Below are 22541 nucleotides of genomic sequence, written 5' to 3'. Positions count from 1 at the left end.
GTTCGCGGCCCATGGCCCGGCACCCCGTTCATTTCCCCGTCCGCCCTGACTCGTATGGCCGGAGGGGCCGATGGGTGATGAGACGAGAGGCTGGGCCGAGCTGGTGGTCTGTACCACCTGCCGCCGACCCGGCGCCGACCCCGATGCGCCGCGCGACGGGAGCCGGCTGTCAGCCGCGCTTGCCGCGCGCGGCATTCCCCACCGGAGGCAGGAATGCCTGTCGGCCTGCGCGGGCGGCTGCGCAGTCGTGTTCCGCGGCCCGGGCAAGTGGACCTATGTGCAGGGCGCGCTCGACCCCGACCGCGACCTTGCCGACCTCATCGCCATGATCGACGCCTACGCGGCCGCGCCGGATGGCGTGGTGCCGTGGCGCCAGCGTCCCGAGGTCATCCGCAAGAACACCATCGCCCGTATCCCACCAGCCGAGGCCCCTGATGCCCCTTGAAAAAACCCCCGTCACCATCATCACCGGCTTCCTCGGGGCCGGAAAGACCACGCTCATCCGACACCTGCTGCAGAACCCCGGCGGGCGGCGGCTGGCGGTGCTCGTCAACGAGTTCGGCGACGTGGGCGTGGACGGCGACCTGATCCGCGCCTGCGCCAACGCCGATTGCCCCGAGGCCAACATCCTCGAACTGACCAACGGCTGCATCTGCTGCACGGTGGCCGACGAGTTCATCCCGGCGATCGAGCGGCTGATGGCGCTGGATCCGCGGCCGGACAACATCGTGATCGAGACTTCCGGGCTGGCGCTGCCCAAGCCCCTGCTCAAGGCGTTCGACTGGCCCGAGCTGCGGTCGCGGATCTCCATCGACGGGGTGGTGGCGGTCGCCGATGCCGAGGCGGTGGCGGCGGGCATCTTTGCCCCCGACCCCGCCCATCCCGGCACCGAGGCCGACCACGAGACGCCGCTGTCGGAAGTGTTCGAGGACCAGATCGCCTGCGCCGACCTCGTGCTGCTGTCCAAGGCCGATCTGGCCGGGCCCGAGGGGCTCGAGGCGGCGCGGAAGATCATCGCCGCCGAGGCCCCGCGTGCCTTGCCGATGCTGCCGCTGTCCGACGGGGTGATCGACGCGCGCGTCGTGCTGGGGATCGGCGCCGCGGTCGAGGACGGGATCGACGCCCGCCCGTCGCATCACGACGGCGAGGCGGATCACGACCACGACGATTTCGACACCGTGGTCATCGATCTGCCCGAGGTTGACGACCCGCAGGCACTCGCCGCGAAGGTGGCGGACCTGGCGGCCGCACAGCGGATACTGAGGGTCAAGGGCCATGTGGCCGTCTCGGGCAAGCCGATGCGGCTGCTGGTGCAGGCCGTGGGCGCACGGGTGCGCCACCAGTTCGACCGGCCCTGGGGCGCGCAGCCCCGGCAGGGGCGGCTGGTGGTGATCGCAGAGAAGGGCGACCTCGACGCCGATGCGGTGAAGGCCGCGCTGATCTGATGCACGTCCTGTTCCGCGAAAGCCACGGGCTGGACGAGGCGGACGCGCCCCGCGATCTCGGGCAGGCGCCCGCGGATCTGGTGGTGCTGTCCTTCTCGGACAGCGACCTCGGCGCTTTCGCGGCTGGCTGGCGGCGTGCCGGCGGGGGGCTGCCGGCGCTGCGGCTCGCCAATCTGGCCGCGCTGACGCATCCGCTGTCGGTCGACACCTACCTCGACCGCACGCTGTCCCATGCGCGCGGGGTGCTGATCCGCCTGATCGGCGGCGCGTCGTGGTGGACCTACGGGGTCGAGCAGGTCGCCCGGCTGGCGCGCGACAAGGGGATCGCGCTGGCGTTTCTGCCTGCGGATGGCCGGCCCGATCCGGCGCTGGACGCCGCCTCGACGCTGCCGATCCCGACCCTGCGCCGCCTGTCGGCGCTGTGCGAGGCGGGGGGCGAGATCGCCGCTCAGGCTGCACTGTCCGAGCTGGCGCGGACCGCCGGGCTGGCCGCGGGGGCCGGACCTCAGGGCGAGAGCCTGCCACCCTTCGGGCTGTGGCATCCCGCAGGTGGGGTCCTGCCGGACGTTCCTGCGGGCGACGCCCCCCTTGTGGCTGTCCCGTTCTACCGGGCGTGGGCCGCTGCCGCCGATACGGCGGGCGTGGCCGGGCTGATCCGCGGGCTCGAGGCGGCGGGGTTCCGCGCCGTCGGGCTGTTCGTGCCGAGCCTCAAGGCGCCGGACGCCGCCGCGTGGCTGCGCGAGATGCTGGTCCGGCTTGCTCCGGCGGCGGTGGTGAACACGACCGCGTTCTCGGCCCGCGCCGCTGACGACTCGCCCCTCGATGCCGCGGGCGTGCCAGTGTTCCAGGCGATCCACGCGACCGCAACGCGCGCCCAATGGGCCGCATCGGATCGCGGCCTCTCGCCCGCGGACCTTGCCATGCACGTCGCGCTGCCCGAGGTGGACGGGCGCATCGGCGCGGGCGTGATCTCGTTCAAGGGCATCGCGGCACCCGATCCCGCGCTGCAGTTCGCCCGCACTGCGCACGCACCCGATGCCGAGCGCATCGCCGCCCTAGTCGCGCGGGTGGCCGCCTGGCACCGCCTCGCCTGCCTGTCCGCGGGTCAGCGAAGGGTGGCGCTGGTACTGTCGACCTATCCCGGCAAGGCGCACCGGATGGCCCATGCGGTGGGCCTCGACGCGCTCGCCTCGGCCGAGGCGATGTTGGCGGATCTCGCCGCCGCGGGCCATGCCGTCGTCCCCGGCCCGGCGCTGGACGAGGCGCTGACCGAGCGCATCCTCTGGCCGCTCGCCGACTATCGCGCGGCGCTGGCGACACTGCCCCCGGTGCTGCGCGAGAGCCTGCTGGCCACCCACGGCCGCCCCGAGGAGGACGCGGCCGTGACCGGGGGCGCCTTTGCCTTCGCCGCCACCCGCCGGGGAAATGCGATCGTCGCGCTGCAACCCGAACGCAGCCCCGGCCCCGGCCGTGAGGATGAATACCACGACATGGGCCGAGTGCCCTGCCACGCCTATGTTGCGCTCTACCTGTGGTTGCAGGCGCAAGCGGACGCGCTGGTTCATGTCGGCGCGCATGGGACGCTCGAATGGCTGCCGGGCAAGTCTGCGGCGCTGTCGGCCGGGTGCTGGCCAGCCGCGCTGACCGGCGCCATGCCGGCGATCTATCCCTTCATCGTCAACGACCCGGGTGAGGCCGCGCAGGCCCGCCGCCGGCTTGGGGCCGTGACCCTCGGGCATCTCACGCCGCCGCTGGCCGAGGCCGGGATGCCGCCGGCCCTTCACCGGCTGGAACGGCTGCTCGACGAATACTCCACCGCCGACGGCCTCGACCCCGGCCGCCGGACCCGCCTGATCGCGGCCATCCGCGCCGAGGCTCAGCACGCGGGGATCGAGGACGACCTGGACCTGCCGGCCGACGCGGGGCCGGCCGAAGCGATCCCCCGCATCGACCGCTTCGTCTGTGACCTGAAGGAGAGCCAGTTTGGCGAGGGCCTGCACGTCTGGGGCCGCGGCACGCCGCGGGCGGATGGGGGATGGGCGGGCGATGCCGCCTCGATCGCCGCCGAACGGCGGGCCCTGATCGACGCACTCTGCGGCAAGCCGGTCGCGCCCGGCCCCTCGGGTTCGCCCTTCCGGGGCCGGGTGGACGTGCTGCCGACCGGTCGTAACCTCTATGGCACCGACCCCCGCGCCGTGCCGTCGCGCGCTGCCCATGCCCAGGGGGTGAAGTTGGCGGAAGAGCTGGTCCGCCGCCATCTGCAGGATCAGGGCGAGTATCCGCGCGGACTGGTGGTCAACCTCTGGGGCAGCGCCACGATGCGCACGGCGGGCGAGGAGTTCGCCATGGCGATGCATCTGGCCGGGGTCAGGCCGGTCTGGGACGAGGGATCGGACCGGGTCACGGGCTACGAGATCCTGCCGCTGGCGCTGATGGACCGGCCGCGGATCGAGGTCACGCTGCGCGTCTCGGGGCTGTTCCGGGACGTCTTCTCCGACCTTGCGCGGCTGTTCGAGGCGGCGACAACGGCGCTCGCGCAGCGCGACGAGGCGGCCGACATGAACCCGTATGTCGCGGCAATCCCCGGCCCCCGTGTGTTCGCCCCTGCGCCGGGGCTCTATGGCCTCGGGCTATCCACCGGGGCGCTGACCGACGAAGCGCGGCGGGCCGCCGGCGAGGCGTGGCTTGCAGCCTCGGCCCACTCTGCGGCCGGCGTACCGGCCCGCGGCACCCTCGAATCCCGCCTGCGCGCGGCCGAAGGCTTCGTCCACGTCCAGGACCTGCCCGAGACCGACCTGCTGCTGGCCGAGGATTATGCCGCGCACGAGGCCGGCTTCGCGGCTGCGATGGCCCGGCTCGGGGCGCCCGCGCCCGCGCTCTATCACCTTGATGCGACCCGGCCCGAGGCGCCGAAGGCCCGGCCGCTGGCCGAGGAGATCGCCCGCGTCACCCGCGCTCGCGCCGCCAATCCGCGCTGGATCGCCGGCATGATGCGCCACGGCTTCCGCGGCGCAGCCGAGATCGCGGCCACGCTGGACCATCTGGCGGCCTTCGCGCATCTGGCCGGCGTGGTTCCGGGGCATCTCTTCGACCTCTATCACGACGCGACGCTCGGGACGGCCGACGTTCACACGTTCCTCGCGGCCGAAAACCCGGGTGCGCTGGCGGCCATGCAGGCCCGCTTCGCCGCACTGGCCGAGGCCGGGGTGTGGCAGACGCGCTCGAACAGTCGCGCGATGGGGGTGTCATGAGCGGCACGGTGAAAGGCTGGTGCCCCGGTGCCCTGCGGCCGATGGCAAGCGGTGACGGACTCGTGGTCCGCATCCGCCCGCACGGGGGGCGTCTGACGGTGGCGCAGGTGCAGGCCATCGCCGATCTGGCCGAGGTCCACGGCAACGGTCTGATCGACCTTGGCAGTCGGGCGCATCTGCAACTGCGCGGGGTGCGGGCGGATACCCTTTCCGCGTTGCAGGGGGCGCTCGCAGGGCTGGGGCTGCTCGATCCGGATCCGGCGGCCGAGGCACGGCGCAATATCCTGACCACGCCGGTCTGGACCGGGGGGGAGACGCCGGCGCTCGTTGCGGAACTCGAGGCAGCGCTGGCCGCGGCGCCCGTCCTGCCGGCCAAGTTCGGCTTCGCCGTCGATACCGGCGCACAGGCGGTGCTGGGGGACGCCTCGGCCGACATCCGGATCGAGCGGGCCGTGGGGGGCGGGCTGATCCTGCGCGCCGACGGCATGGCGATAGGAGAGCCGGTGACACCTCAGGCCGCGCCCGGCCGCGCGGTGGAGCTGGCCCGGTGGTTCGCCGCCTGCCGCGGGTCCGCGACTCGCATGGCGCGCCTGGTTGCAGAGGGTACTCGCCCGCCGCTCGTCGCCACGACACCGCCGGGGCAGGGCAGGGCGGTGAAGCCCGGCCCGACGCCCTTCGGCGCCTGCTGCGCCGTGCCCTTCGGGCAGATGCGGGCCGGTGTTCTGCGCCATCTGTCGGTGGCGCCCCTGCGGCTCACCCCTTGGCGTTCGGTAGTGCTCGAGGGGCTCTCCGACCTGCCCGCGCACCCCGGCCTGATCGCCGATCCCGACGACCCCCGCCTGCGCGTCGCTGCCTGTACCGGCGCGCCCGGCTGCACCTCGGCCGAGGTCGAGACGCGGGGGCTGGCCGCCCGGCTTGCACCCCTCGTGCCGCCGGGGGGCGTGCTGCACGTCTCGGGCTGCGCCAAGGGCTGCGCGCATCCCGGCCCGGCGACCGCCACCCTGACCGGGCGCGACGGGCGCTTCGACCTGATCCTCAACGGTCCCGCAGGCGGCAATCCCGTCGCACGGGGCCTGACCGAAACCGACATCCCCGACCGCTTGCGAGGCCATCTTGCGCCATGACTACGAAACGAACGGCGCCGCGATCTATCGCGCGTCCTTCGCCACCATCCGCGCCGAGGCCGCCCTCGCCCGCTTCTCCCCCGATGAGGAGGTGGTGGCCGTCCGCATGATCCATGCCAGCGGCATGGTCGCCCTGGCGCCCCACATCCGCTTTGCCCCAGGCTTCGCCGTGGCCGCCCGGCGCGCGCTCGAGGGCGGCGCGCCGATCCTCTGTGACGCGCGGATGGTCAGCGAGGGGATCACGCGCGCGCGTCTGCCGGCCGGGAACGAGGTGATCTGCACGCTGCACGACCCGCGGGTGCCGGCGCTGGCCGCCCGAATCGGCAACACCCGCAGCGCCGCGGCGGTCGAATTGTGGCGCCCTCACCTTGCTGGCGCCGTGGTGGCTATCGGCAACGCGCCGACGGCGCTTTTTCACCTGCTGAACCTGATGCATGAAGACCCTGCGTTCCCGCGCCCCGCGGCGATCATCGGCTGCCCGGTCGGCTTCATCGGCGCGGCGGAATCCAAGGCGGCGCTGGCAGCGGACAACCCGGTGCCCTGGTGCGTGGTGGACGGCCGGCTCGGCGGGTCGGCGATCGCCGTCGCTGCCGTCAACGCCCTCGCGGGCGGGCGGGAATGACCGTGCCCGGCAAGGTGATCTGCATCGGCCTCGGCCCCGGCGATCCCGAGCTGATGAGCGTCAAGGCCCATCGGCTGCTGACCAGTGCGAGCGTGGTGGCGTATTTCCGAAAGGCCGGCCGGCCCGGACAGGCGCGGCGGCTCGTCGAGGGGCTGATCCCGGCCGGTGTCGAGGAATGGGCAATGGAGTATCCCGTCACGACCGAGATCCCGCTTGACGATCCCGGCTACAAGGCCGCGCTGGCGCCGTTCTACGACCACTGGACGGCGCGGCTGGCCGCGCGGGCGGGGTCGGGCGACGTGGTGGTGCTGTGCGAGGGTGACCCGTTCTTCTACGGCAGCTTCATGCACCTGCACGCCCGCCTGCCGCGGGACCTGGTCGAGGTGGTGCCGGGCATCCCGGGCATGGCCGGCTGCTGGACCGCAACCGGGGCGCCGATCACCTGGGGCGACGACGTGCTGACGGTCCTGCCCGCAACCCTGCCGCAAGCCGAGCTCGCCCGCCGCGCCGCCGACACCGATGCGTTGGTGGTGATGAAGATCGGCCGCAATCTGGCCAAGCTCAAGACTGCGCTGACCACGGCGGGCCGGATCGGCGATGCATGGCTCGTCGAGCATGGCACCATGCCGGCCGAGCGGGTGCGGCGGCTCGACGAGGTGGGCGGGACCGTTCCCTATTTCTCGATCGTGCTGGTCCACGGCCGGGGGCGGCGGCCATGAGCGCAGGGTGGGTGGTGGTCGCGGGTCTCGGACCGGGGGCCGAGGCCATGGTGACGCCTGAGGTGTCGGCGGCGCTGGCCGAGGCGACCGACGTGGTGGGCTATGTTCCCTATGTCGCCCGCGTCGCGCCGCGCGCGGGGCTGGTGCTGCATCCCTCCGACAACCGGGTCGAACTGGATCGCGGCCGCGCTGCGCTCGAGATGGCAGCAAGCGGGCGGCGGGTGGTGGTGGTGTCCTCTGGCGATCCGGGGGTGTTTGCCATGGCCGCCGCGCTCTTCGAGGCGCTCGAGGCGCGGGCGGACTGGCAGGGGATCGAGCTGCGCGTGCTGCCCGGGATCACCGCGATGCTCGCGGCGGCGGCGGCGGCCGGTGCGCCGCTCGGACATGATTTTTGCGCGATCAACCTGTCGGACAATCTCAAGCCTTTCGACATGGTGCTGAATCGGGTGCGGCTGGCGGTCGAGGGGGATTTCGCCATGGCGTTCTACAACCCTCGCTCGAAGGCGCGGCCGGGGCAGTTCGGCGAGGTGCTAGACCTTCTGCGGCGGCTCTGCGAGCCCGCGCGGCTGGTGATCTTCGCCCGCGCCGTCTCGACCCCCGACCAGCAGATCCACACCGTCCCGCTGGGCGACGCGACGCCTGAGATGGCCGACATGCGGACGGTGGTGCTGGTCGGCTCGTCCCTCACCCGCAAGGTCGGCCGGTTCGTCTACACGCCGAGGTCGGCATGACACCAGTCCAGGGCCTCGGCGACGCTGGCGGTTACCGGCCGGGCTGGGATCGCGGGCCGGTCGATCAGGATCACCGGCAGCGACAGGTCGCGCGCGGCGCTCAGCTTGGCCTCGGCCCCGCTGCCCCCGGCGTTCTTCGCCACGATCAGGGTGATGCCGTGCTGCTGCATCAGCGCCCGGTCGCCGGCTGTGTCGAATGGGCCGCGGGCAATCTCGACCGCGCAATCGGGCAGGGGCAGCGGCCCCTCTGGCGGATCGACGAGCCGCAGCAGGTAATGATGCTGCGGCTGGCCCGCGAAGGCGGCGAGGTGCTGGCGGCCGATCGCCAGAAACACCCGCTGCGGTGGACCCGACAGCAGGGCTGCGGCGGCCGGAAGATCGGGAACCGTGATCCAGCGGTCGCCGGGACGGGGGCGCCAGGCCAGACGCTCGAGCGCCAGCAGCGGGATGCCGGTCGCAGCGCAGGCGATCACCGCGTTGCCGCTGATCCGCGCGGCGAAGGGATGGGTGGCATCGATCACCCGTCGGATCCCGCGTTCGCGCAGAAAGGCCGCCAGGCCTTCGGCCCCGCCGAAGCCGCCGGTGCGGGTCGGCACCGGCTGCGGACGGGGTCGTTCGGTGCGTCCGGCATAGGACAGGATGGCAGGCAGACCGGCCTCGGACAGTGCGGCGGCCAGTTGGCTGGCCTCGGTGGTTCCGCCGAGGATGAGGGTCGTCATGGCTGAGTGGCTTTCGATCGTCGGCATCGGCGAAGATGGCGCGGCGGGCCTGCCAAAGGCAAGCCGCGCCGCGCTGGACGCGGCCGAGGTGGTGTTCGGCGGCCCGCGGCATCTGGCGATGATCGACCACCCGGACGGGCGCGCGTGGCCGGTGCCGTTCTCGGTTGCGCCGGTGCTGGCGCTGCGCGGCCGGCGGGTGGCGGTGCTCGCCTCGGGTGACCCGTTCTGGCACGGCGCGGGCGGGTCGCTGGCCGCGGCTCTGCCGGCGGACGAGTGGCGGGCGTTCCTGGCCCCCTCAGTCTTCTCGCTCGCTGCCGCGCGGCTGGGATGGCGGCTCGAAGAGGTCACCTGCCTCGGGCTTCACGCCGCGCCAGTCCAGCGGCTGCGCCCGCACCTGGCGCCGGGCGCCCGGCTGATCGTGACCCTGCGCGATGGTGCGGCGGTGGCGCGGATGGCCGCGTGGCTGGTGGCCGAGGGGTTCGGCGCTACCCGGCTCACCGTGATGGAGCGGCTCGGCGGTCCCGCCGAACGCCTGCGTGCGGCGCAGGCGGAGGGGTTTGCGCTGGACAAGATCGACCCTCTGGTCGCGGCGTCGCTCGAGGTGGACGGCGCGGGCCGGGTGGTGCCCTGCACTGCAGGTGTCCCGGACGGGTTCTTCGATCACGATGGCCAGATCACCAAGCGTCCGGTCCGCGCGCTGGCGCTGTCGGCGCTGGCACCCCGTCCGGGTGAACTGCTGTGGGACATCGGCGCAGGGTCGGGCTCGATCGGGATCGAATGGCTGCTGGCCCATCCCCGCAACCGGGCGATCGGAATCGAGGCCGATCCCGCCCGGGCTGCACGCGCGCAGGCGAATGCGGCAAGGCTGGGCGTGGACTGGCTTGAGGTCCGTCAGGGCCAGGCGCTCGATCATCTCGACGGCCTGCCCGACCCGCAGGCGGTCTTCGTCGGCGGCGGCTGCAACGTTTCGCTGATTGATGCGCTGTGGGACCGGCTGGCGCCGGGCACGCGGCTGGTTGTCCACGCCGTGACGCTTGAAACCGAAGCGCTGCTGACGAGCCGGCATGGCGAACGGGGCGGCAGCCTGCTGCGCATCGAATTGGCCGAAGCCGCCCCCCTGGGCCGCAAGCGCGGCTGGAAAACCGCCTATCCGATCGTCCAGTGGAGCGTGATGCGATGAGGTCCGTGGCGGTGAAGCCCCTGACGATGAAACTCGCCGGGATTGGGTTTCGGGACAGGGCGGGCCTCGCCTCGGTCCTCGATGCGTTGGACCGGGCCGGGGCGGCTGGAGTCACAAGGCTCGCCCTGCCGGCGCGCAAGGCCGGGCATCCGCTGTCGCTGATGCTGACCCGACAGGGATACGAGCTGGTCTGGATCGCCGACCGCGCGCTGGCAGAGGTCGAGACGCCGACCCAAAGCACCGCGTCGATGGAACGCTTTTCCACCGGCAGCGTCTGCGAGGCGGCGGCGCTGGCTGCTCTCGGACCCGGCGCTCGCCTTGCGGCCGGCCGGTCGGTCTCGGCCGACCGCCTCGCCACCGCTGCCCTTGCGTTCACCGGAGAACCCGCATGACCGTCCATTTCATCGGCGCCGGCCCCGGCGCGCCTGACCTGCTGACCCTGCGCGGGCGTGACCTGATCGCCGCATGCCCGGTCTGCCTTTACGCAGGTTCGCTGATCCCCGAGGCCATTCTGGCCCATTGCCCGGCCGGCGCGCACATCGTGAACACGGCACCGATGGACCTCGACGCGATCATGGCCGAAATCGCCGCGGCCCACATGGCGGGGCAGGACGTGGCGCGGCTGCACTCGGGCGATGTCTCGGTGTGGTCGGCGATGGGCGAGCAGGCGCGGCGGCTGCGCGCCATGGGCATCCCGTATACCGTGACCCCCGGCGTTCCGTCCTTCGCCGCGAGCGCTGCGGCGCTCGGGGCCGAACTGACGCTGCCGGGACTGGCGCAGAGCGTGGTGCTGACCCGCACCGGCGGGCGGGCCTCGCCCGTGCCCGAAGGCGAGGCGCTGGGACGTTTTGCCGCCACCGGGGCGACGCTGGCGATTCACCTGTCGATCCACCGGCTGGACGAGGTGGCCGCCGAACTGGCCCGCCACTACGGCCCCGACGGACCGGTCGCCGTGGTCTGGCGGGCCAGTTGGCCGGACGAGCGGGTGGTGTGCGGCACGCTTTCGACCATAGCCGCGCAGGTCGGAGCAACGATGGAGCGCACGGCGCTGATCCTCGTCGGCCCGGCCTTGGCGCAGGAGGGATTCGAGGACAGCCGCCTCTATGCCGCCGACTATGACCGCCGCTTCAGGGCCGGGCGGGCGGATGCGGTGAAGGGATGAGCCCCCTTGCGCCCACCCCTGGCCTGATCGTGTCCGCCCCGTCATCGGGGGCGGGCAAGACCACGGTGATGCTCGGCCTTCTGCGCTGCCTTGCCGAAGACGGCGTCGCCGTTCAGCCCTACAAATGCGGCCCGGACTATATCGACCCCGCCTTCCACCGGGCCGCCTGCGGGCGCGAGAGCTTCAACCTCGACAGCTGGGCCATGCCGCGCGAACTTCTCGCCGCGCAACTCGCGCAGGGCGGCGAGATGGCGCTGGCGGAGGGGTCGATGGGGCTGTTCGACGGCGTGGCCCGCACGGGCGAGTGCGGGACCGGCGCCAGCGCCGACCTGGCCGCGCTGACGGGCTGGCCCGTGATCGCGGTGCTGGACGCCTCGGGCGCGGCGCAGACGGTGGCGGCCCTCGCCATGGGTCTGGCGCGTTTTCGCCGCGACGTGCGGGTGGCAGGGGTGATCCTGAACCGCGTCGCTTCGCCCCGCCACGAGCGTCTGTGCCGACTGGGGATGGAGGCGGTCGGCCTGCCGGTGCTCGGGGTGCTGCCGAGGCGCGGCGACCTGACCATACCCGAACGCCACCTCGGCCTCGTGCAGGCGGTCGAGCATCCCGGCCTGCAGGCCGCCGTCGCCCGGTATGCCGCGTTTCTGCGGCAGCACGTGGACCTGGCGGCGATCAAGGCGGCCGCTGCGGGCGGGGTTGCCCCGGGCAGACCCGCCCTTTCGCCCCCGCCCGGCCAGCGTATCGCGCTGGCCCGGGACGCGGCGTTTTCCTTTGCCTATCCGCATCTGCTGGACGCGTGGCACCGGCAGGGGGCCGAGGTGCTGCCCTTCTCGCCCCTCGCTGACGAGCCGCCGCCCGCAGCCGACGTGTGCTGGCTGCCGGGCGGCTACCCCGAGCTTCACGCCGGGGCGTTGGCCGCGGCCGGCCGCTTCCTTGCCGGGCTGCGCGCGTTTCCGGGACCGGTGCATGGTGAGTGCGGCGGCTACATGGTGCTGGGCGAGGCGCTGGTGGACGCCGGGGGCACGCGGCACCGGATGGCAGGCCTGCTGGGCCTCGTCACCAGCTATGAGACGAGGCGGATGCATCTCGGCTACCGGCTTGTCGAGTTGGCTGCGCCGATCCCGGGCCATGACGCCGGCACCTGCCTGCGCGGGCACGAGTTCCACTACTCAACGATCCTGTCGCAGCCTGACGCGCCGCTCGCCCGCGTCACCGATGCCGAGGGCGTCGAGGTGGCCGAGACCGGATCGCGGCGTGGCCGCGTGACGGGCACGTTTTTCCACCTGATCGCGCGCGCGTCGGCGCTGGGCCAACAGGTGCGGAGGACCGATCCTCTCGGGGCGGTTCAGGCATGACCCCGGCGCAGCAGATAGATGTCCATGATCCAGCCATGCGCCGCCTGCGCCGCCGCGCGCCCGGCGACGATCCGTGGCCCGGCCTCGGCCAGCGGACCATGGTCGATGATCTGCTGGGTCATGCCGACGTAGGCGCCCCACCAGATGGTCACGTCGCCCGGGTCGAGCGTCTGGAACGCGCAGTCGCCGTCCAGCATCACCACCAGCGTGTCGATGCCGGCGGGCCAGCCCGTGTCGCGCAGCCGGCGGCCCGTGGTCACGAGAAACGGTGCGCCCAGATCGTTCAACGGGATGCCGTGCGCGGCGGCGAGCACCTGCGGCGACATCAGCCCGGGGACGACGGTGACGTCGCAGCCCGGAAGCCGCGCCGCGATCCGCAGCGTGCTGTCGTAGAGCGACGGGTCGCCCCAGACCAGCAGCGCCACGGTGGCCGCGCCCGGATGCTCGGCGATGGCCTCCGCCCACCGGGCGGCGATGGCATCGTGCCAGTCGTTCACGCGCGCAAGATACGAGGGGTTGTCGGGATCCCGCACGGGCATGTCGAATTCGGCGATGGTCGTGGCGGGGTTCGTCACCACCTCGGCCACGATCGCGCGACGCAGTTCGGCAAGATCGGCCTTGTCCGCGCCCTTGCGCGGGACCAGCACAAGGTCGGCCCGGTTCAGCGCCCGGATCGCCTGCAGCGTCAGGTGCTCGGGATTGCCGGTGCCGATGCCGACGAGCAGAAGTTCCATGGCTGACCTCGTGTTGCCCCCGGCGCAGAAGCCACAGCACCCGGCCGAGGGAAACCCCCGAGTGGTGCGGGTGGCAGGGCACATGGGCGAGTTGGTTCAGGGCCGGCTGGGGCCCGCGGGCCCGGTCGTGCTGATCACCCTGCCGTGTCCACCGCTGGCCGTGACGGCGCAGCGCCGGACGGGCGCCTTCGCGCTTGAATGCAGTGGCCTCGTCGCGCTGGACCGCGCGCGGGCCGCGGCGCTGCTGCGGGCGCTGGACCTGCCGGTCACCGGGCGGTTCCTGCTGCGCGGAGAGTTGCCACCGGGCGGCGGGGCCGGCGCCTCGACGGCGGCGCTGGTGGCACTGGCCCGCGCGGCGGGCGCGGATGAGGCGCGCCTTGCCGCCGCCTGCGTGGCGATCGAGGGGGCGAGCGATCCGTTGATGGACGCGGCCCCCGAACGGCTGGTCTGGGCCTCGCGCCGGGGCGTGGCGGTCGGCCGCCTGCCGGCGCTCCCCCCGCTCGAGGTGGTGGCGGGCTTTCTCGGTCCGCCCCAGCGGACGGATCCGGCAGACGTGCGGTTTGCCGATGTTGCGGACCTGCTGGCCCGCTGGCCGCTGGCCTGTACCGATGCGGACAGCATCGCCCGCGTGGCGGCGGAGTCGGCACGTCGGACCCTGGCCCTGCGTGGTCCGCAGGACGATCCAACCGAGGCGCTGGCACGGCGCCTCGGTGCAGCCGGGTTCGCCATTGGCCATACCGGTCCGGCGCGGGCGCTGTTGTTTCGGCCGGGCACACCGCCTGCGGGGGCCGAAGCGGAACTCCGCACCGCGGGTTTTCGCGGCGTGCTGAGCTATCGGATCGGAGGCGGGAATGCGTGACCACGGCGGCGACCTTGATGCGGCGCGGGCGCGATGGGGTGGCGCGGACTGGATCGACCTGTCGACCGGTATCAACCGCGTTCCTTGGCCCGTGCCGGCGCTGCCCGCCCGGGCATGGACCGACCTTCCCACGCGGGCCGACATGAACCGTCTGGCCGAGGCGGCCCGCACCGCATGGGGCGTGTCCGGGGCGATCGTGCCGCTTTCGGGTGCCCAGCAAGCGATCCAGCTGATTCCGCGCCTCGGCCCGCCGGGCCGCGCCCGGGTGCTGTCGCCCACCTACAACGAACACGCCGCCGCACTTGGGGCCGCAGGCTGGCGGGTCGAGGCCGTGACCGATCCCGAGGCGCTGGCCGGCGCCAATCTGGCGGTCGTGGTCAATCCCAACAACCCCGACGGCCGGATCCTGCTGCCCACCGTGCTGCGAGCCCTTCTGCCACAACTCGGCGCGCTGGTCGTGGACGAGAGTTTCGCCGATCCGGTCCCCGAGCTGTCGCTGGCGGGCGAGACGGGGCAGCCGGGCCTGTGGGTGCTGCGGTCGTTCGGCAAGTTCTACGGTCTTGCCGGGCTGCGACTGGGCTTCGCGCTGGGCGCGCCGGAAGCGGCCGGGCGACTGGCCGCGCTGGCGGGGCCATGGCCGGTGTCCGGCGCGGCGGTCGAGATCGGGGCGCAGGCGCTGGGCGACCGCGACTGGCAGCGCGCGACCGCCGAGCGGCTGGCGCAGGACGCGCTGCGGCTGGACCGGCTGTCCCCTTGGCCCCGTGTCGGAGGCACAGCGCTCTTTCGCCTCTATGAGACGCCCGACGCGGCGGCGGCGCAGGCCCGGCTGGCGCGCCATCGCATCCACAGCCGCATCTTTCCGTGGTCGCCGCGGCTGATCCGTCTCGGCCTTCCCGCACCGGACGAGTGGGACCGCGTGGCGAGAGCGCTGGCGTGACGCTGCGGGCGATGCTGGCGGCCCCGGATCACGTCTGGAGCGTGGGCTCTCCGGTCGGCGTGGCGGCGTTCCTGCCGTCCGGGACGGTCGAGGGCACCCCGCCGGTCGCCCGTAACGGCCCGGCCAGCCTGCGGCTGGACGGGGCGCCGCGTCTGCTGGCGTTCGAGACGATCAGCGCCGACCCCTTCGGCTGGAACCATGGCGTGGCGCTGTGCGTGACCGGACGCCAGCCCGAAGGCGGCGGCCGCATTGCACCCGGCGGTCCCGATCGTGGCGCGATCGTGCCGGCCGACCGCGACCGGCTGGCCTGGGATCTGGGGGTCGGGGACGGTGTGACGCGGGTGCTGGTCCGCCCCGACGATCCCACGGCGATGGCCCGGCGCGAGGGGCTGACGTGGGACGAGGCCTCGGATGTCGCCGCGCTGCCGGCCGTCTGGATCGTTGAGACGGCCATCGCCCGGATCGAACAGCGGCACGTCGCCGGAACCTTGCCCGTGCACCGGCTGGGCACGACCCCGCCCGCGACCACGCCGATGCCCTCGGGGTGGAGCGCTGCCGCCCATGTCTTTCCCCCGCATCCCGCCCGGGCGCGCCTCGGCCTTCCGGCGGAGTTCGACCCCGGTCGCCATGCGGCCTTTCAGGCCCTCCTGGCAAAGCACGGCCGACCCGACCTGTGGCGGCTCAAGCAGCGGGTGCAGGCGCTGCTGGCCCGCGGCAGGTTCGAGGCGATGCCTGTCGACCGCCACGGCATGGCGGTGATCCGCGTCGCCCTGCGGCAGGCGATGGCGCAGGACGGGGCGCCGCCGCCCGAGCGCTGGCTTCGGCACTACGACCCGGCGCTGCTGCGCGCCCTCGGGGGTGCAACGAATTGACAGGGTCGCGGGCGGGCCGTATCGCTGACCCTGCCAAGGATTGGAGAAGCCGGTGAAATTCCGGCACGGTCGCGCCACTGTGACCGGGGGAAACCTCCCGGGAGTCAGACCTTTGATCCTGGCCATAACTTCAACGGGACGCGCAATCCCAGGAGGGCTTTCCATGTCTGACATGACGTATTCCTATCCGCAGCCGGTCGCGATACCGGCGCGCGAGATCCTGCCGTGGGCGATTTTCGCCGGGCTGATGCTGATCCTCGGCATCTATTTCGTGACCGCCGAGGAAGGCGCGCTCTCGATCCTTGGCGGCGACGGCATGGTGCACGAGTTCGTGCACGACGCCCGTCACCTCCTCGGCTTCCCCTGCCACTGAGGCTGGCCGACATGGTGGGACAACTCTTGCTGCGCGGCATGATTGCCGGGCTGATCGCGGCGGTGCTGGCATTTGGCGTCGCATATGTCTTCGGCGAACCCGAGGTGAACTACGCCATCGGGTTCGAGGAACGGGCGGCTATCGCGGCGGGCGAGGACCCGGGCGCCGAGCCTGAGCTGGTCAGCCGGGCGGTGCAGTCGACCATCGGTCTTGCCACCGGCATCCTCGCCTATGGCACGGCCGTCGGCGGGCTATTCGCGCTTGTCTTTGCCTTCGTCTACGGGCGGGCGACGGGTCTGGCTGCGCGCGCGACCGCAGCGGTGCTGGCGGTCGTCGCGTGGATCACGATCGTCCTCGTCCCGCAGGTGAAATACGGGCCGAACCCGCCCGCCGTCGGCAGCGCCGAGACCATTGGCGCGCGGACCGCGCTGTTCTTCCTGATGCTCGTGATCTCGATCGCGCTGACGGTGCTGGCAGTCCAGCTGGCTCGCCGGCTCTGGGCCGAGCGTGGAGGCTGGACTGCGGGGCTCGTCGCGGGCTTCGCCTGGCTCGCTGCCGTCGTGGCGGTGCTGCTGGCACTGCCGGCGATCAACGAGGTGCCTGCGGGGTTCGCCGCCGACTCGCTCTGGCGGTTCCGGATGATCTCGCTGGGCATCCACGCGGTACTGTGGGCAGGCATCGGGCTGATCTTCGGCGCGCTGGCCGAGCCGTTGGTCGAAGGTCCGTCCCTGCGCCGTCGCGCCCTGGCGTGAGACACCTCATCGCAGCCGCGCTGGGTGCGAGTCTCCTCTCGCCCGGCGCGGCGCTGGCACACAGGGCCGGGGGGCCGCCGCCCGAGGGAATCGGTATCCCGAGCCTGACCCACGGGCAGATGGCCGTGATCGCTCGGCACCGTGGCGAGATCCTGCGCCTGACGGCCCGGCATTATCCGCCGGACGACACCCTGCGCCGCCTGACCAACTTCGCCGAGATCCAGTCGGCCACCTGCCTGTGGGGGCTGGTCCCGGGTACGGTGACCGACGAGTCGAGCCCCTTCAACCTCTGCGCCCACGCCTATCTGGCCGCCACCCGCGACGCGCTGCTGCGGGTTCGGGCGCTTCGGCCCGAGGATGCGGTGGTGGAGCGCCTGGTCTACGCGATCGAGGGCGAGATGATGGCCGAGGGGGCCGCGCTGAGCCTCTGCGCCTACAGCGGCGCCGCGTTCAGCACCGCCGAGGTCATCCGGCCGGACTGGGTCGCGGTTCTGGGCCACTGGCCGAGCCTTGCGGCGTTCGCGGTTGCAGGCGCTGTGGTGGCGGGCGGGGGATGGGCGATGCGGCGGCCGGCGGGCAGGGTGGCCGGCCGTTCCACCTGATCGCGCCCGAACCAGGAGGGGGTCGTCCCATCCGCGCCGGGTACGCCCGGTACGCCAATTCCCTACAGCGCCCCGCGCGGCATCGGCAGCTCGCCCTGCGCGTAGGGTTTCCAGTCCGCGATGTCGGGATAGAACTGCCGCCGCCAGGCCCGGACCCGCGGGTTCATCCGCCGCCGCCACCACGGTGGGACCATCGCCACGAAGGTCATCGCCGGGTAGCCGTAGGGCAGCTGCGGGGCCTCGTCGGGGGTGTAGGTCTGCAAGAGCGGAAAGCGCCGGTCGGGCTTGTAGTGGTGGTCCGAGTGCCGCTGGAGGTTGATGAGCAGCCAGTTCGACGCCGTGTGCGCCGCATTCCAGCTGTGGCGCGGGCGCACCGGCTCGTAGCGCCCCTCGCCCATGTGGCGGCGGGTGAGGCCGTAGTGCTCGACGTAGTTCGTCAGCTCGAGCTGCCAGACGGCGACGAAGGCCTGCCAGAGGAACAGCGCCAGCCCCTCCCACCCGCCGAGCGCGGCGGCGAGCGCCAGCATCGCGCCCTGCAGGGCGGCGTAGCGCCAGAAGGGGTTGCGCCGGTCCCACCAGGGCCGCCCGGCCCGGGCCAGCAGCCGCCGCTCGGCGCGCCAGGCCGAGCGCGGGCAGTCGCTGAGCACGCGGGCGAAGAAGCGATAGAACCCCTCGTTGTAGCGCGCGGAGACGGCGTCGCGGGGGGTGGCGACCCAGGCGTGATGGACGAGCAGATGCTCGCTGCGGAAATGGGAATACAGCGTCATGGCGAGCAGCAGGTCGCCCAACGCCCGCTCCCACGCGGGTTTCTGGTGCAGAAGCTCGTGGGCGTAGACCATGCCGATTGTGCCGGTCATCACACCGAGGCCGAAGAACAGGCCCAGCTTCTCGCCGGTGCCGAGATGGGCGCCGTGGGTGGCGACCCAGATCGCGGTGAACAGCACCACCGCCTGCACCGGCGGCCAGATCACCGTGATGGCGCGGTGCCAGACCAGCCGCGCGGTCGGGGTCTCGGGGTCCGGGTTCTCGGTGTTCAGCCCCAGAAGCGCGTCGAGCCCGGTGACGAGATACCACGCGTAGGCCGGGATCAGCGCCCACCACCAGCCGCCCCGCGCCATCGCCAGCCCGGCGAGCGGCACCAGCGCCAGCGACATCCAGAACGGCAGGGCGGAGCGGAGCGGGCTCATGCCGAGGGTTCTAGCGCGCCGGGGCCGCCGGCGGAACGGGGGACCGCGGCGGGATGGGTGATTTGGGCCAGAAAGACGCCGGATTGCGGCGGCTGACGGTCGCGCGGCTCGGGTTCAGGGCGCGGCGGCCGGTGCGGCCGCCCGTAGCGTGGGCGCGTGCGCGTCGCAGGCGGACCCCCTTGCAGCATCGCCCGTCCGCGCTTACCCCGATCCGCGTGCGGGCGTGGCGGAATGGTAGACGCATGGGACTTAAACTCCCTGGGCCCAACGGCCGTGCGGGTTCAAGTCCCGCCGCCCGCACCATTTCTCCACAAAACCCATGATTTGGGCCTGTGATGCTCCCTAACACCTTGAAATGGAACGAAGTTTCCAGAGTTCCATACCCGTTGACTCGGCAGTATTTCGGAGGCTCAGCGAAGGCCAGTTTGAGCACCGTTTGTTTCACCGCATAACTGCCATTTTTGTAAATACTCCAAGGACTTGACAGGAACTTAAGTGCGAGTTCCATACATTCCTCCAGCCTCGCCCGTGTAGGCATCGGCTTTGAGGCCTTCTCAGCCAAGACAAACTTCTGCCGCTCCAGCCTGTCGATACGCTCTTCAAGCTTCTTCGCAACGGTTCTGGTGTCGGTATCAACCCACATTTCCCAAGTAAGGCGCTGATTTCGCTGTCCTGACCATTATATTTCCTATATAAAACATGGTGTTGAAGGCTGCGAGGGGCGCGTTTCATGGATCACCCAGAGGGTGCGGGCTTGCAACGGGCAGATCGGGTGGATTTCGACCCTCGCGTGCGGCTGGAATTTCGCGGCACGCAGCTCAGTTCCGACGGCGGCCTTCTGGTGATGCGCGAGCTTGATGACGCGCTCGGGTTGTCCGATTTGGCGTCAGCGGCGCTGCGCGATACTCGCTCTGGCAAGAACACGGTCCATCGGCTCGACGGCCTGTTCCGGCAATCAGTCTTTGGGCGGCTGGCCGGATACGAGGATGTCAACGACGCCAACCGTCTCGCCTGCGATCCGGTCATGCGCCAAGTTGTCGGCGGCAGAGCGGTCGATGCACAAGCGGCCTCGGCATCGCAGATGGGACGGTTCGAGACCGAGACGCTGGCTCTGGCCGGGAACCGTGCCGCGCTGGCCGACCTGAACGGGCAATGGATCGACCGGTTCCATGACCGTAACGGGCTGAAGTACATCGTTCTGGACATGGACAGCTCGGTCAGCCCGACCCATGGCGACCAGGAAGGGTCCGCCTGGAATGGCCATTTCGACTGTAGCTGCTATCACCCCAACTTTCTGTTCAACCAGTTCGGGATGCTGGAACGCTGCGCCCTGCGCCATGGCAACGTCCACAGCGCCGATGGCTGGCGTGATGTTCTCGACCCCGTAATTGCGCGCTACGCGGAGCGCGACCTTGGTGGCAGGTTCTTCCGGGCCGATGCTGCCTACGCGATCCCGGCGATCTATGAGCGATTGGAAGAAGCGCGGTTCTTCTACGCCATCCGGCTGCCCGCAAACGCGGTCCTCAAGGACAAGATCGCGCATCGGCTAACGCGCCCTGTCGGGCGGCCGTCACTGACCAAGGTCAAGCGGTTCTTCGAGGAATTCGAGTATCAGGCGGCGTCCTGGGACAAGGAACGCCGGGTGATCGCCAAGATCGAATGGCATCCGGGCGAACTGTTCCCGCGTGTCGGCTTCATCGTCACCAACCTGCCGATGGAGCCGGACTGGGTGGTGCGGTTCTACAACCAGCGCGGCACCGCCGAGCAGCACATCAAAGAGGGCAAATACGCCTTTCGCTGGACGCGGCTGTCGTGCCGGAAGTTCCGCGACAATGAGGTGCGGCTGCAACTGCACGCCCTGGCGTACAACCTGGCCACCTTCTTGCGCTGCATCGAGCTGCCCGAGGCCATGGCCGACTGGTCGTTGACCAGCCTGCAACTGAAGCTGATCAAGATCGGGGCACGTGTGGTCCGTCACGCCCGCACCATCACCTTCCAGCTGGCCGAGGTCGCTGTCACCGGCACGATGGTACGCGCCATCCTCGCCGCTATCCGCCGATTGCGAGCGCCACCGCTATGCGCATGATCGCGATCCACGCTCAAACTGAACGAAAGCGGCTGGACAGATCTGTCCGCTGCGCTGAAAAACGCCGCCCCTGGGCAAGGAAACAGCGGCTTCGCGGTCTGATCCGTCCAGATCCAGCAGTCTGCGCGACCGCAGGTGCCGCTTGCGGCAGAAAATCCTTGTCTAGCGCTCGGATACAGGCGATCTTCACCTCAAACGACACGCCACTTGGGGAATGCAGGATAAAGACGGTCGAATTCATCATCGAGGCTGGCGAGCGCGTCATTCACGACCTGTCGGATCTTGCGCAAAGGGTGCCGCGCAGGGATGCGGTCCTCAAGATCAGCATAGCTGAACAGCGACCCGCTCGTCTCGTCCGCTCCGCGCATGATCACTCCCACTGTCTTCCTGCCAGCGATGAATCATGTTCTGCAAACTACGTCGAGAGCCGACTATTTCAGCGGCCTGATAAGTGAGGGGACAGTGCGGCGAGCCAAGTACTATATTTTGATATCCGGGGCGATGGTGCCGAAGGTGACTTGGTCCGGACGGCCATCCGTCGGGTGCAGGTTACGTCTTGCGTTCTGTTGCTACCGCAGAAATTTCACTTCATACGTACCTGCTTGGTGCCGCAAACCACCATTTCCTCCTAGCTCCGAGACAAGAATGATCAGACCTTCGCTGCTTCTGTTCTGCTGCGCACTGGCTGGCTGTGCAGCGCGACCGGACACGCGCACGATCTGGCCGGTCGGTGCGGCAGCGCCTCAGGGCGAGACCGAGCGGATATTCGTGGCGACGACCCGAGAGACAGCTCCGGTTCCGGCAGATGGCTTTACGAGCGTCCGCTCGCCGCAGCCCCACTTCGCGGAGTTCGTCGTTTCCATTCCGCCCAACCACGTTCCGGGCGAGATCGAATGGCCGGAGGGCCCGACAGATCCGCAGACGGATTTCGCCGTCGCCTCCCACAAGCGTCTTGACGGAAAGGCCTTCATCCGAGGGGTGAATGCCGCCAGTCCGAATGGCGCGGGCGTTTTCGTCCATGGCTATAACTACAATTTCCCCGAGTCCCTGTTCCGCACGGCGCAGATGGCGGCCGATGCGCAGATCTCCGACGCGCCGGTCCTGTTCTCCTGGCCTTCCGCCGCAACGCCGCTGGGTTACGCCAGCGACCGGGAGTCGGTGACCTATTCACGCGATGCGCTGGCCGAGCTTCTGACGCGGCTTGCCGAGACCTCGGGTGGAAAGCCGGTCACGGTCTTTGGCCACTCCATGGGCGGATGGCTCGTGATGGAGACGTTGCGCCAGATGAGGATTGCCGGTGAGGACGAGGCGCTGTCCCGTCTGGAGGTCCTGCTGGCGGCCCCCGATATCGATGTGGACGTGTTCCGCCAGCAGCTTGCGGTGATCGGGAAGATGGACACCCCGATCGTGATCATGGTTTCGCCGGATGATCGTGCGCTTGGACTTTCCGGTTTTGCGGGTCAGCGCACGCGCGTGGGCGCCCTTGATATCACTGATCCTGCCGTTCAGGCCGCGGCGCAGCAGGGCGACGTGGTCCTGATCGACATATCCGCCGTGGGCGCCAGCAGCGGCCTCAATCATGACCGGTACATCAAGCTGGCAACCGCCTATCCCGCACTGGGCCGCGAGACGCGACAGGGCCGGACATTCACCGAGGCAGGCGCCTTTGTCCTGAGCTCGACCGGTCAACTCCTTTCGGCGCCTCTGCGGATCGTGGACGCGGCTCTGGGGCAGTAGAATGCGGCGCAAGATCGGAGCCGTGCTTTTCGGCGTCGCGCTGATATTTCTCCTGGCCTGGTCTCTCGCGGCCATCACGTTCCAGTTCGAGCGTTTC

At 71.0% G+C, this 22541-nt stretch carries 22 protein-coding genes, 1 tRNA gene, 1 pseudogene and 1 riboswitch; of the genes and pseudogenes, 20 read left to right on the top strand and 4 right to left on the bottom strand.

The window, feature by feature from the left end:
- The first annotated feature begins 70 nt into the window (after window positions 1-70).
- The 7 genes from ACFHYO_RS02115 to cobJ are packed head-to-tail and all read left to right on the top strand — an operon-like array spanning window position 71 to window position 7892.
- A complete protein-coding gene (locus ACFHYO_RS02115) occupies window positions 71-445 on the top strand; it encodes a DUF1636 domain-containing protein (RefSeq protein ID WP_394318040.1) in 375 nt (124 codons plus the stop codon).
- Window positions 432-1445, top strand: a complete 1014-nt coding sequence (gene cobW / locus ACFHYO_RS02110) for a cobalamin biosynthesis protein CobW (RefSeq protein ID WP_394318100.1) — start codon at window positions 432-434, stop codon at window positions 1443-1445. Before ACFHYO_RS02115 ends, cobW begins: the two co-directional genes overlap by 14 nt.
- Window positions 1445-4696 (top strand): cobaltochelatase subunit CobN, encoded by a 3252-nt coding sequence (gene cobN / locus ACFHYO_RS02105; protein ID WP_394318038.1) that lies wholly within the window; start codon window positions 1445-1447, stop codon window positions 4694-4696. Before cobW ends, cobN begins: the two co-directional genes overlap by 1 nt.
- Window positions 4693-5820: a ferredoxin-like domain-containing protein gene (locus ACFHYO_RS02100; RefSeq protein WP_394318037.1), complete on the top strand. Its 1128-nt coding sequence runs from the start codon at window positions 4693-4695 to the stop codon at window positions 5818-5820. The genes cobN and ACFHYO_RS02100 overlap by 4 nt, the downstream gene beginning before the upstream one ends.
- Complete coding sequence (locus ACFHYO_RS02095; protein WP_394318035.1) at window positions 5810-6442, top strand: precorrin-8X methylmutase; 633 nt, start codon at window positions 5810-5812, stop codon at window positions 6440-6442. Before ACFHYO_RS02100 ends, ACFHYO_RS02095 begins: the two co-directional genes overlap by 11 nt.
- Complete coding sequence (gene cobI, locus ACFHYO_RS02090) at window positions 6439-7161, top strand: precorrin-2 C(20)-methyltransferase (protein WP_394318033.1); 723 nt, start codon at window positions 6439-6441, stop codon at window positions 7159-7161. Before ACFHYO_RS02095 ends, cobI begins: the two co-directional genes overlap by 4 nt.
- Window positions 7158-7892 (top strand): precorrin-3B C(17)-methyltransferase, encoded by a 735-nt coding sequence (gene cobJ, locus ACFHYO_RS02085; RefSeq protein WP_394318031.1) that lies wholly within the window; start codon window positions 7158-7160, stop codon window positions 7890-7892. Before cobI ends, cobJ begins: the two co-directional genes overlap by 4 nt.
- Here the strand turns inward: cobJ and ACFHYO_RS02080 are convergent.
- Complete coding sequence (locus tag ACFHYO_RS02080; RefSeq protein WP_394318029.1) at window positions 7871-8611, bottom strand: cobalt-precorrin-6A reductase; 741 nt, start codon at window positions 8609-8611, stop codon at window positions 7871-7873. The genes cobJ and ACFHYO_RS02080 overlap by 22 nt on opposite strands.
- On the opposite strand from ACFHYO_RS02080, the gene cbiE reads away from it, so the two are divergent.
- Genes cbiE through ACFHYO_RS02060 form a run of 4 tightly spaced genes read left to right on the top strand, consistent with a single transcriptional unit; the run spans window position 8610 to window position 12305 of the window.
- Complete coding sequence (gene cbiE, locus ACFHYO_RS02075; RefSeq protein WP_394318027.1) at window positions 8610-9791, top strand: precorrin-6y C5,15-methyltransferase (decarboxylating) subunit CbiE; 1182 nt, start codon at window positions 8610-8612, stop codon at window positions 9789-9791. The two genes, ACFHYO_RS02080 and cbiE, sit on opposite strands and share 2 nt — an antisense overlap.
- Window positions 9792-9796: 5 nt before the next feature.
- Window positions 9797-10183: a cobalamin biosynthesis protein gene (locus ACFHYO_RS02070; RefSeq protein WP_394318025.1), complete on the top strand. Its 387-nt coding sequence runs from the start codon at window positions 9797-9799 to the stop codon at window positions 10181-10183.
- Window positions 10180-10953, top strand: coding sequence for a precorrin-4 C(11)-methyltransferase (gene cobM / locus ACFHYO_RS02065; protein ID WP_394318023.1), 774 nt, complete (start codon window positions 10180-10182; stop codon window positions 10951-10953). The genes ACFHYO_RS02070 and cobM overlap by 4 nt, the downstream gene beginning before the upstream one ends.
- A complete protein-coding gene (locus tag ACFHYO_RS02060; RefSeq protein WP_394318021.1) occupies window positions 10950-12305 on the top strand; it encodes a cobyrinic acid a,c-diamide synthase CobB in 1356 nt (451 codons plus the stop codon). The genes cobM and ACFHYO_RS02060 overlap by 4 nt, the downstream gene beginning before the upstream one ends.
- Here ACFHYO_RS02060 and cobF read toward each other — a convergent pair.
- The gene (gene cobF / locus ACFHYO_RS02055) at window positions 12296-13039 is read right to left on the bottom strand and encodes a precorrin-6A synthase (deacetylating) (RefSeq protein WP_394318019.1); all 744 of its coding nucleotides are present in this window, start codon (window positions 13037-13039) and stop codon (window positions 12296-12298) included. The two genes, ACFHYO_RS02060 and cobF, sit on opposite strands and share 10 nt — an antisense overlap.
- Here cobF and ACFHYO_RS02050 point away from each other — a divergent pair.
- The 6 genes from ACFHYO_RS02050 (at window position 13038) to ACFHYO_RS02025 (ending at window position 17434) form a co-directional block, all read left to right on the top strand.
- Window positions 13038-13898 (top strand): propanediol utilization protein, encoded by an 861-nt coding sequence (locus tag ACFHYO_RS02050; protein ID WP_394318017.1) that lies wholly within the window; start codon window positions 13038-13040, stop codon window positions 13896-13898. The two genes, cobF and ACFHYO_RS02050, sit on opposite strands and share 2 nt — an antisense overlap.
- Window positions 13891-14835 carry a threonine-phosphate decarboxylase CobD gene (gene cobD / locus ACFHYO_RS02045; protein ID WP_394318015.1) on the top strand — a complete coding sequence of 315 codons (945 nt, stop codon included), beginning with the start codon at window positions 13891-13893 and terminating at the stop codon, window positions 14833-14835. The genes ACFHYO_RS02050 and cobD overlap by 8 nt, the downstream gene beginning before the upstream one ends.
- The gene (locus tag ACFHYO_RS02040) at window positions 14832-15707 is read left to right on the top strand and encodes a DUF6925 family protein (RefSeq protein WP_394318013.1); all 876 of its coding nucleotides are present in this window, start codon (window positions 14832-14834) and stop codon (window positions 15705-15707) included. Before cobD ends, ACFHYO_RS02040 begins: the two co-directional genes overlap by 4 nt.
- Window positions 15708-15726: 19 nt before the next feature.
- A riboswitch (adenosylcobalamin (AdoCbl) riboswitch) is annotated at window positions 15727-15867 on the top strand.
- 3 nt (window positions 15868-15870) lie between these two features.
- Window positions 15871-16080 carry a CbtB domain-containing protein gene (locus ACFHYO_RS02035; protein WP_394318011.1) on the top strand — a complete coding sequence of 70 codons (210 nt, stop codon included), beginning with the start codon at window positions 15871-15873 and terminating at the stop codon, window positions 16078-16080.
- A gap of 11 nt (window positions 16081-16091) precedes the next feature.
- The gene (locus tag ACFHYO_RS02030; protein WP_394318009.1) at window positions 16092-16832 is read left to right on the top strand and encodes a CbtA family protein; all 741 of its coding nucleotides are present in this window, start codon (window positions 16092-16094) and stop codon (window positions 16830-16832) included.
- Between the two features lie 119 nt (window positions 16833-16951).
- Entirely contained in the window at window positions 16952-17434 is a 483-nt protein-coding gene (locus ACFHYO_RS02025) for a hypothetical protein (protein WP_052512858.1), read from the top strand.
- 62 nt (window positions 17435-17496) lie between these two features.
- Here the strand turns inward: ACFHYO_RS02025 and ACFHYO_RS02020 are convergent, their stop codons facing one another.
- Entirely contained in the window at window positions 17497-18621 is a 1125-nt protein-coding gene (locus ACFHYO_RS02020; protein ID WP_394318007.1) for an alkane 1-monooxygenase, read from the bottom strand.
- Between the two features lie 217 nt (window positions 18622-18838).
- Between ACFHYO_RS02020 and ACFHYO_RS02015 the strand changes: the two genes are divergently transcribed.
- Both ACFHYO_RS02015 and ACFHYO_RS02010 read left to right on the top strand, forming a co-directional pair.
- Window positions 18839-18924 (top strand) — tRNA-Leu (locus ACFHYO_RS02015).
- 427 nt (window positions 18925-19351) lie between these two features.
- Window positions 19352-20707: an IS1380-like element IS1247 family transposase gene (locus ACFHYO_RS02010; RefSeq protein WP_006473457.1), complete on the top strand. Its 1356-nt coding sequence runs from the start codon at window positions 19352-19354 to the stop codon at window positions 20705-20707.
- Between the two features lie 212 nt (window positions 20708-20919).
- On the opposite strand, the pseudogene ACFHYO_RS02005 reads toward ACFHYO_RS02010, so the two are convergent.
- Window positions 20920-21075 (bottom strand): annotated as a pseudogene (locus ACFHYO_RS02005) (IS5/IS1182 family transposase); the annotation flags it as partial.
- Between the two features lie 277 nt (window positions 21076-21352).
- Here ACFHYO_RS02005 and ACFHYO_RS02000 point away from each other — a divergent pair.
- A complete protein-coding gene (locus ACFHYO_RS02000; RefSeq protein WP_394318004.1) occupies window positions 21353-22444 on the top strand; it encodes an alpha/beta hydrolase in 1092 nt (363 codons plus the stop codon).
- Window positions 22445-22541 lie beyond the last annotated feature (97 nt).

The organism is Paracoccus panacisoli (genome assembly GCF_042435015.1).
GTDB lineage: Bacteria > Pseudomonadota > Alphaproteobacteria > Rhodobacterales > Rhodobacteraceae > Paracoccus > Paracoccus panacisoli.
This window is presented reverse-complemented; position numbering and strand designations above follow the sequence as displayed.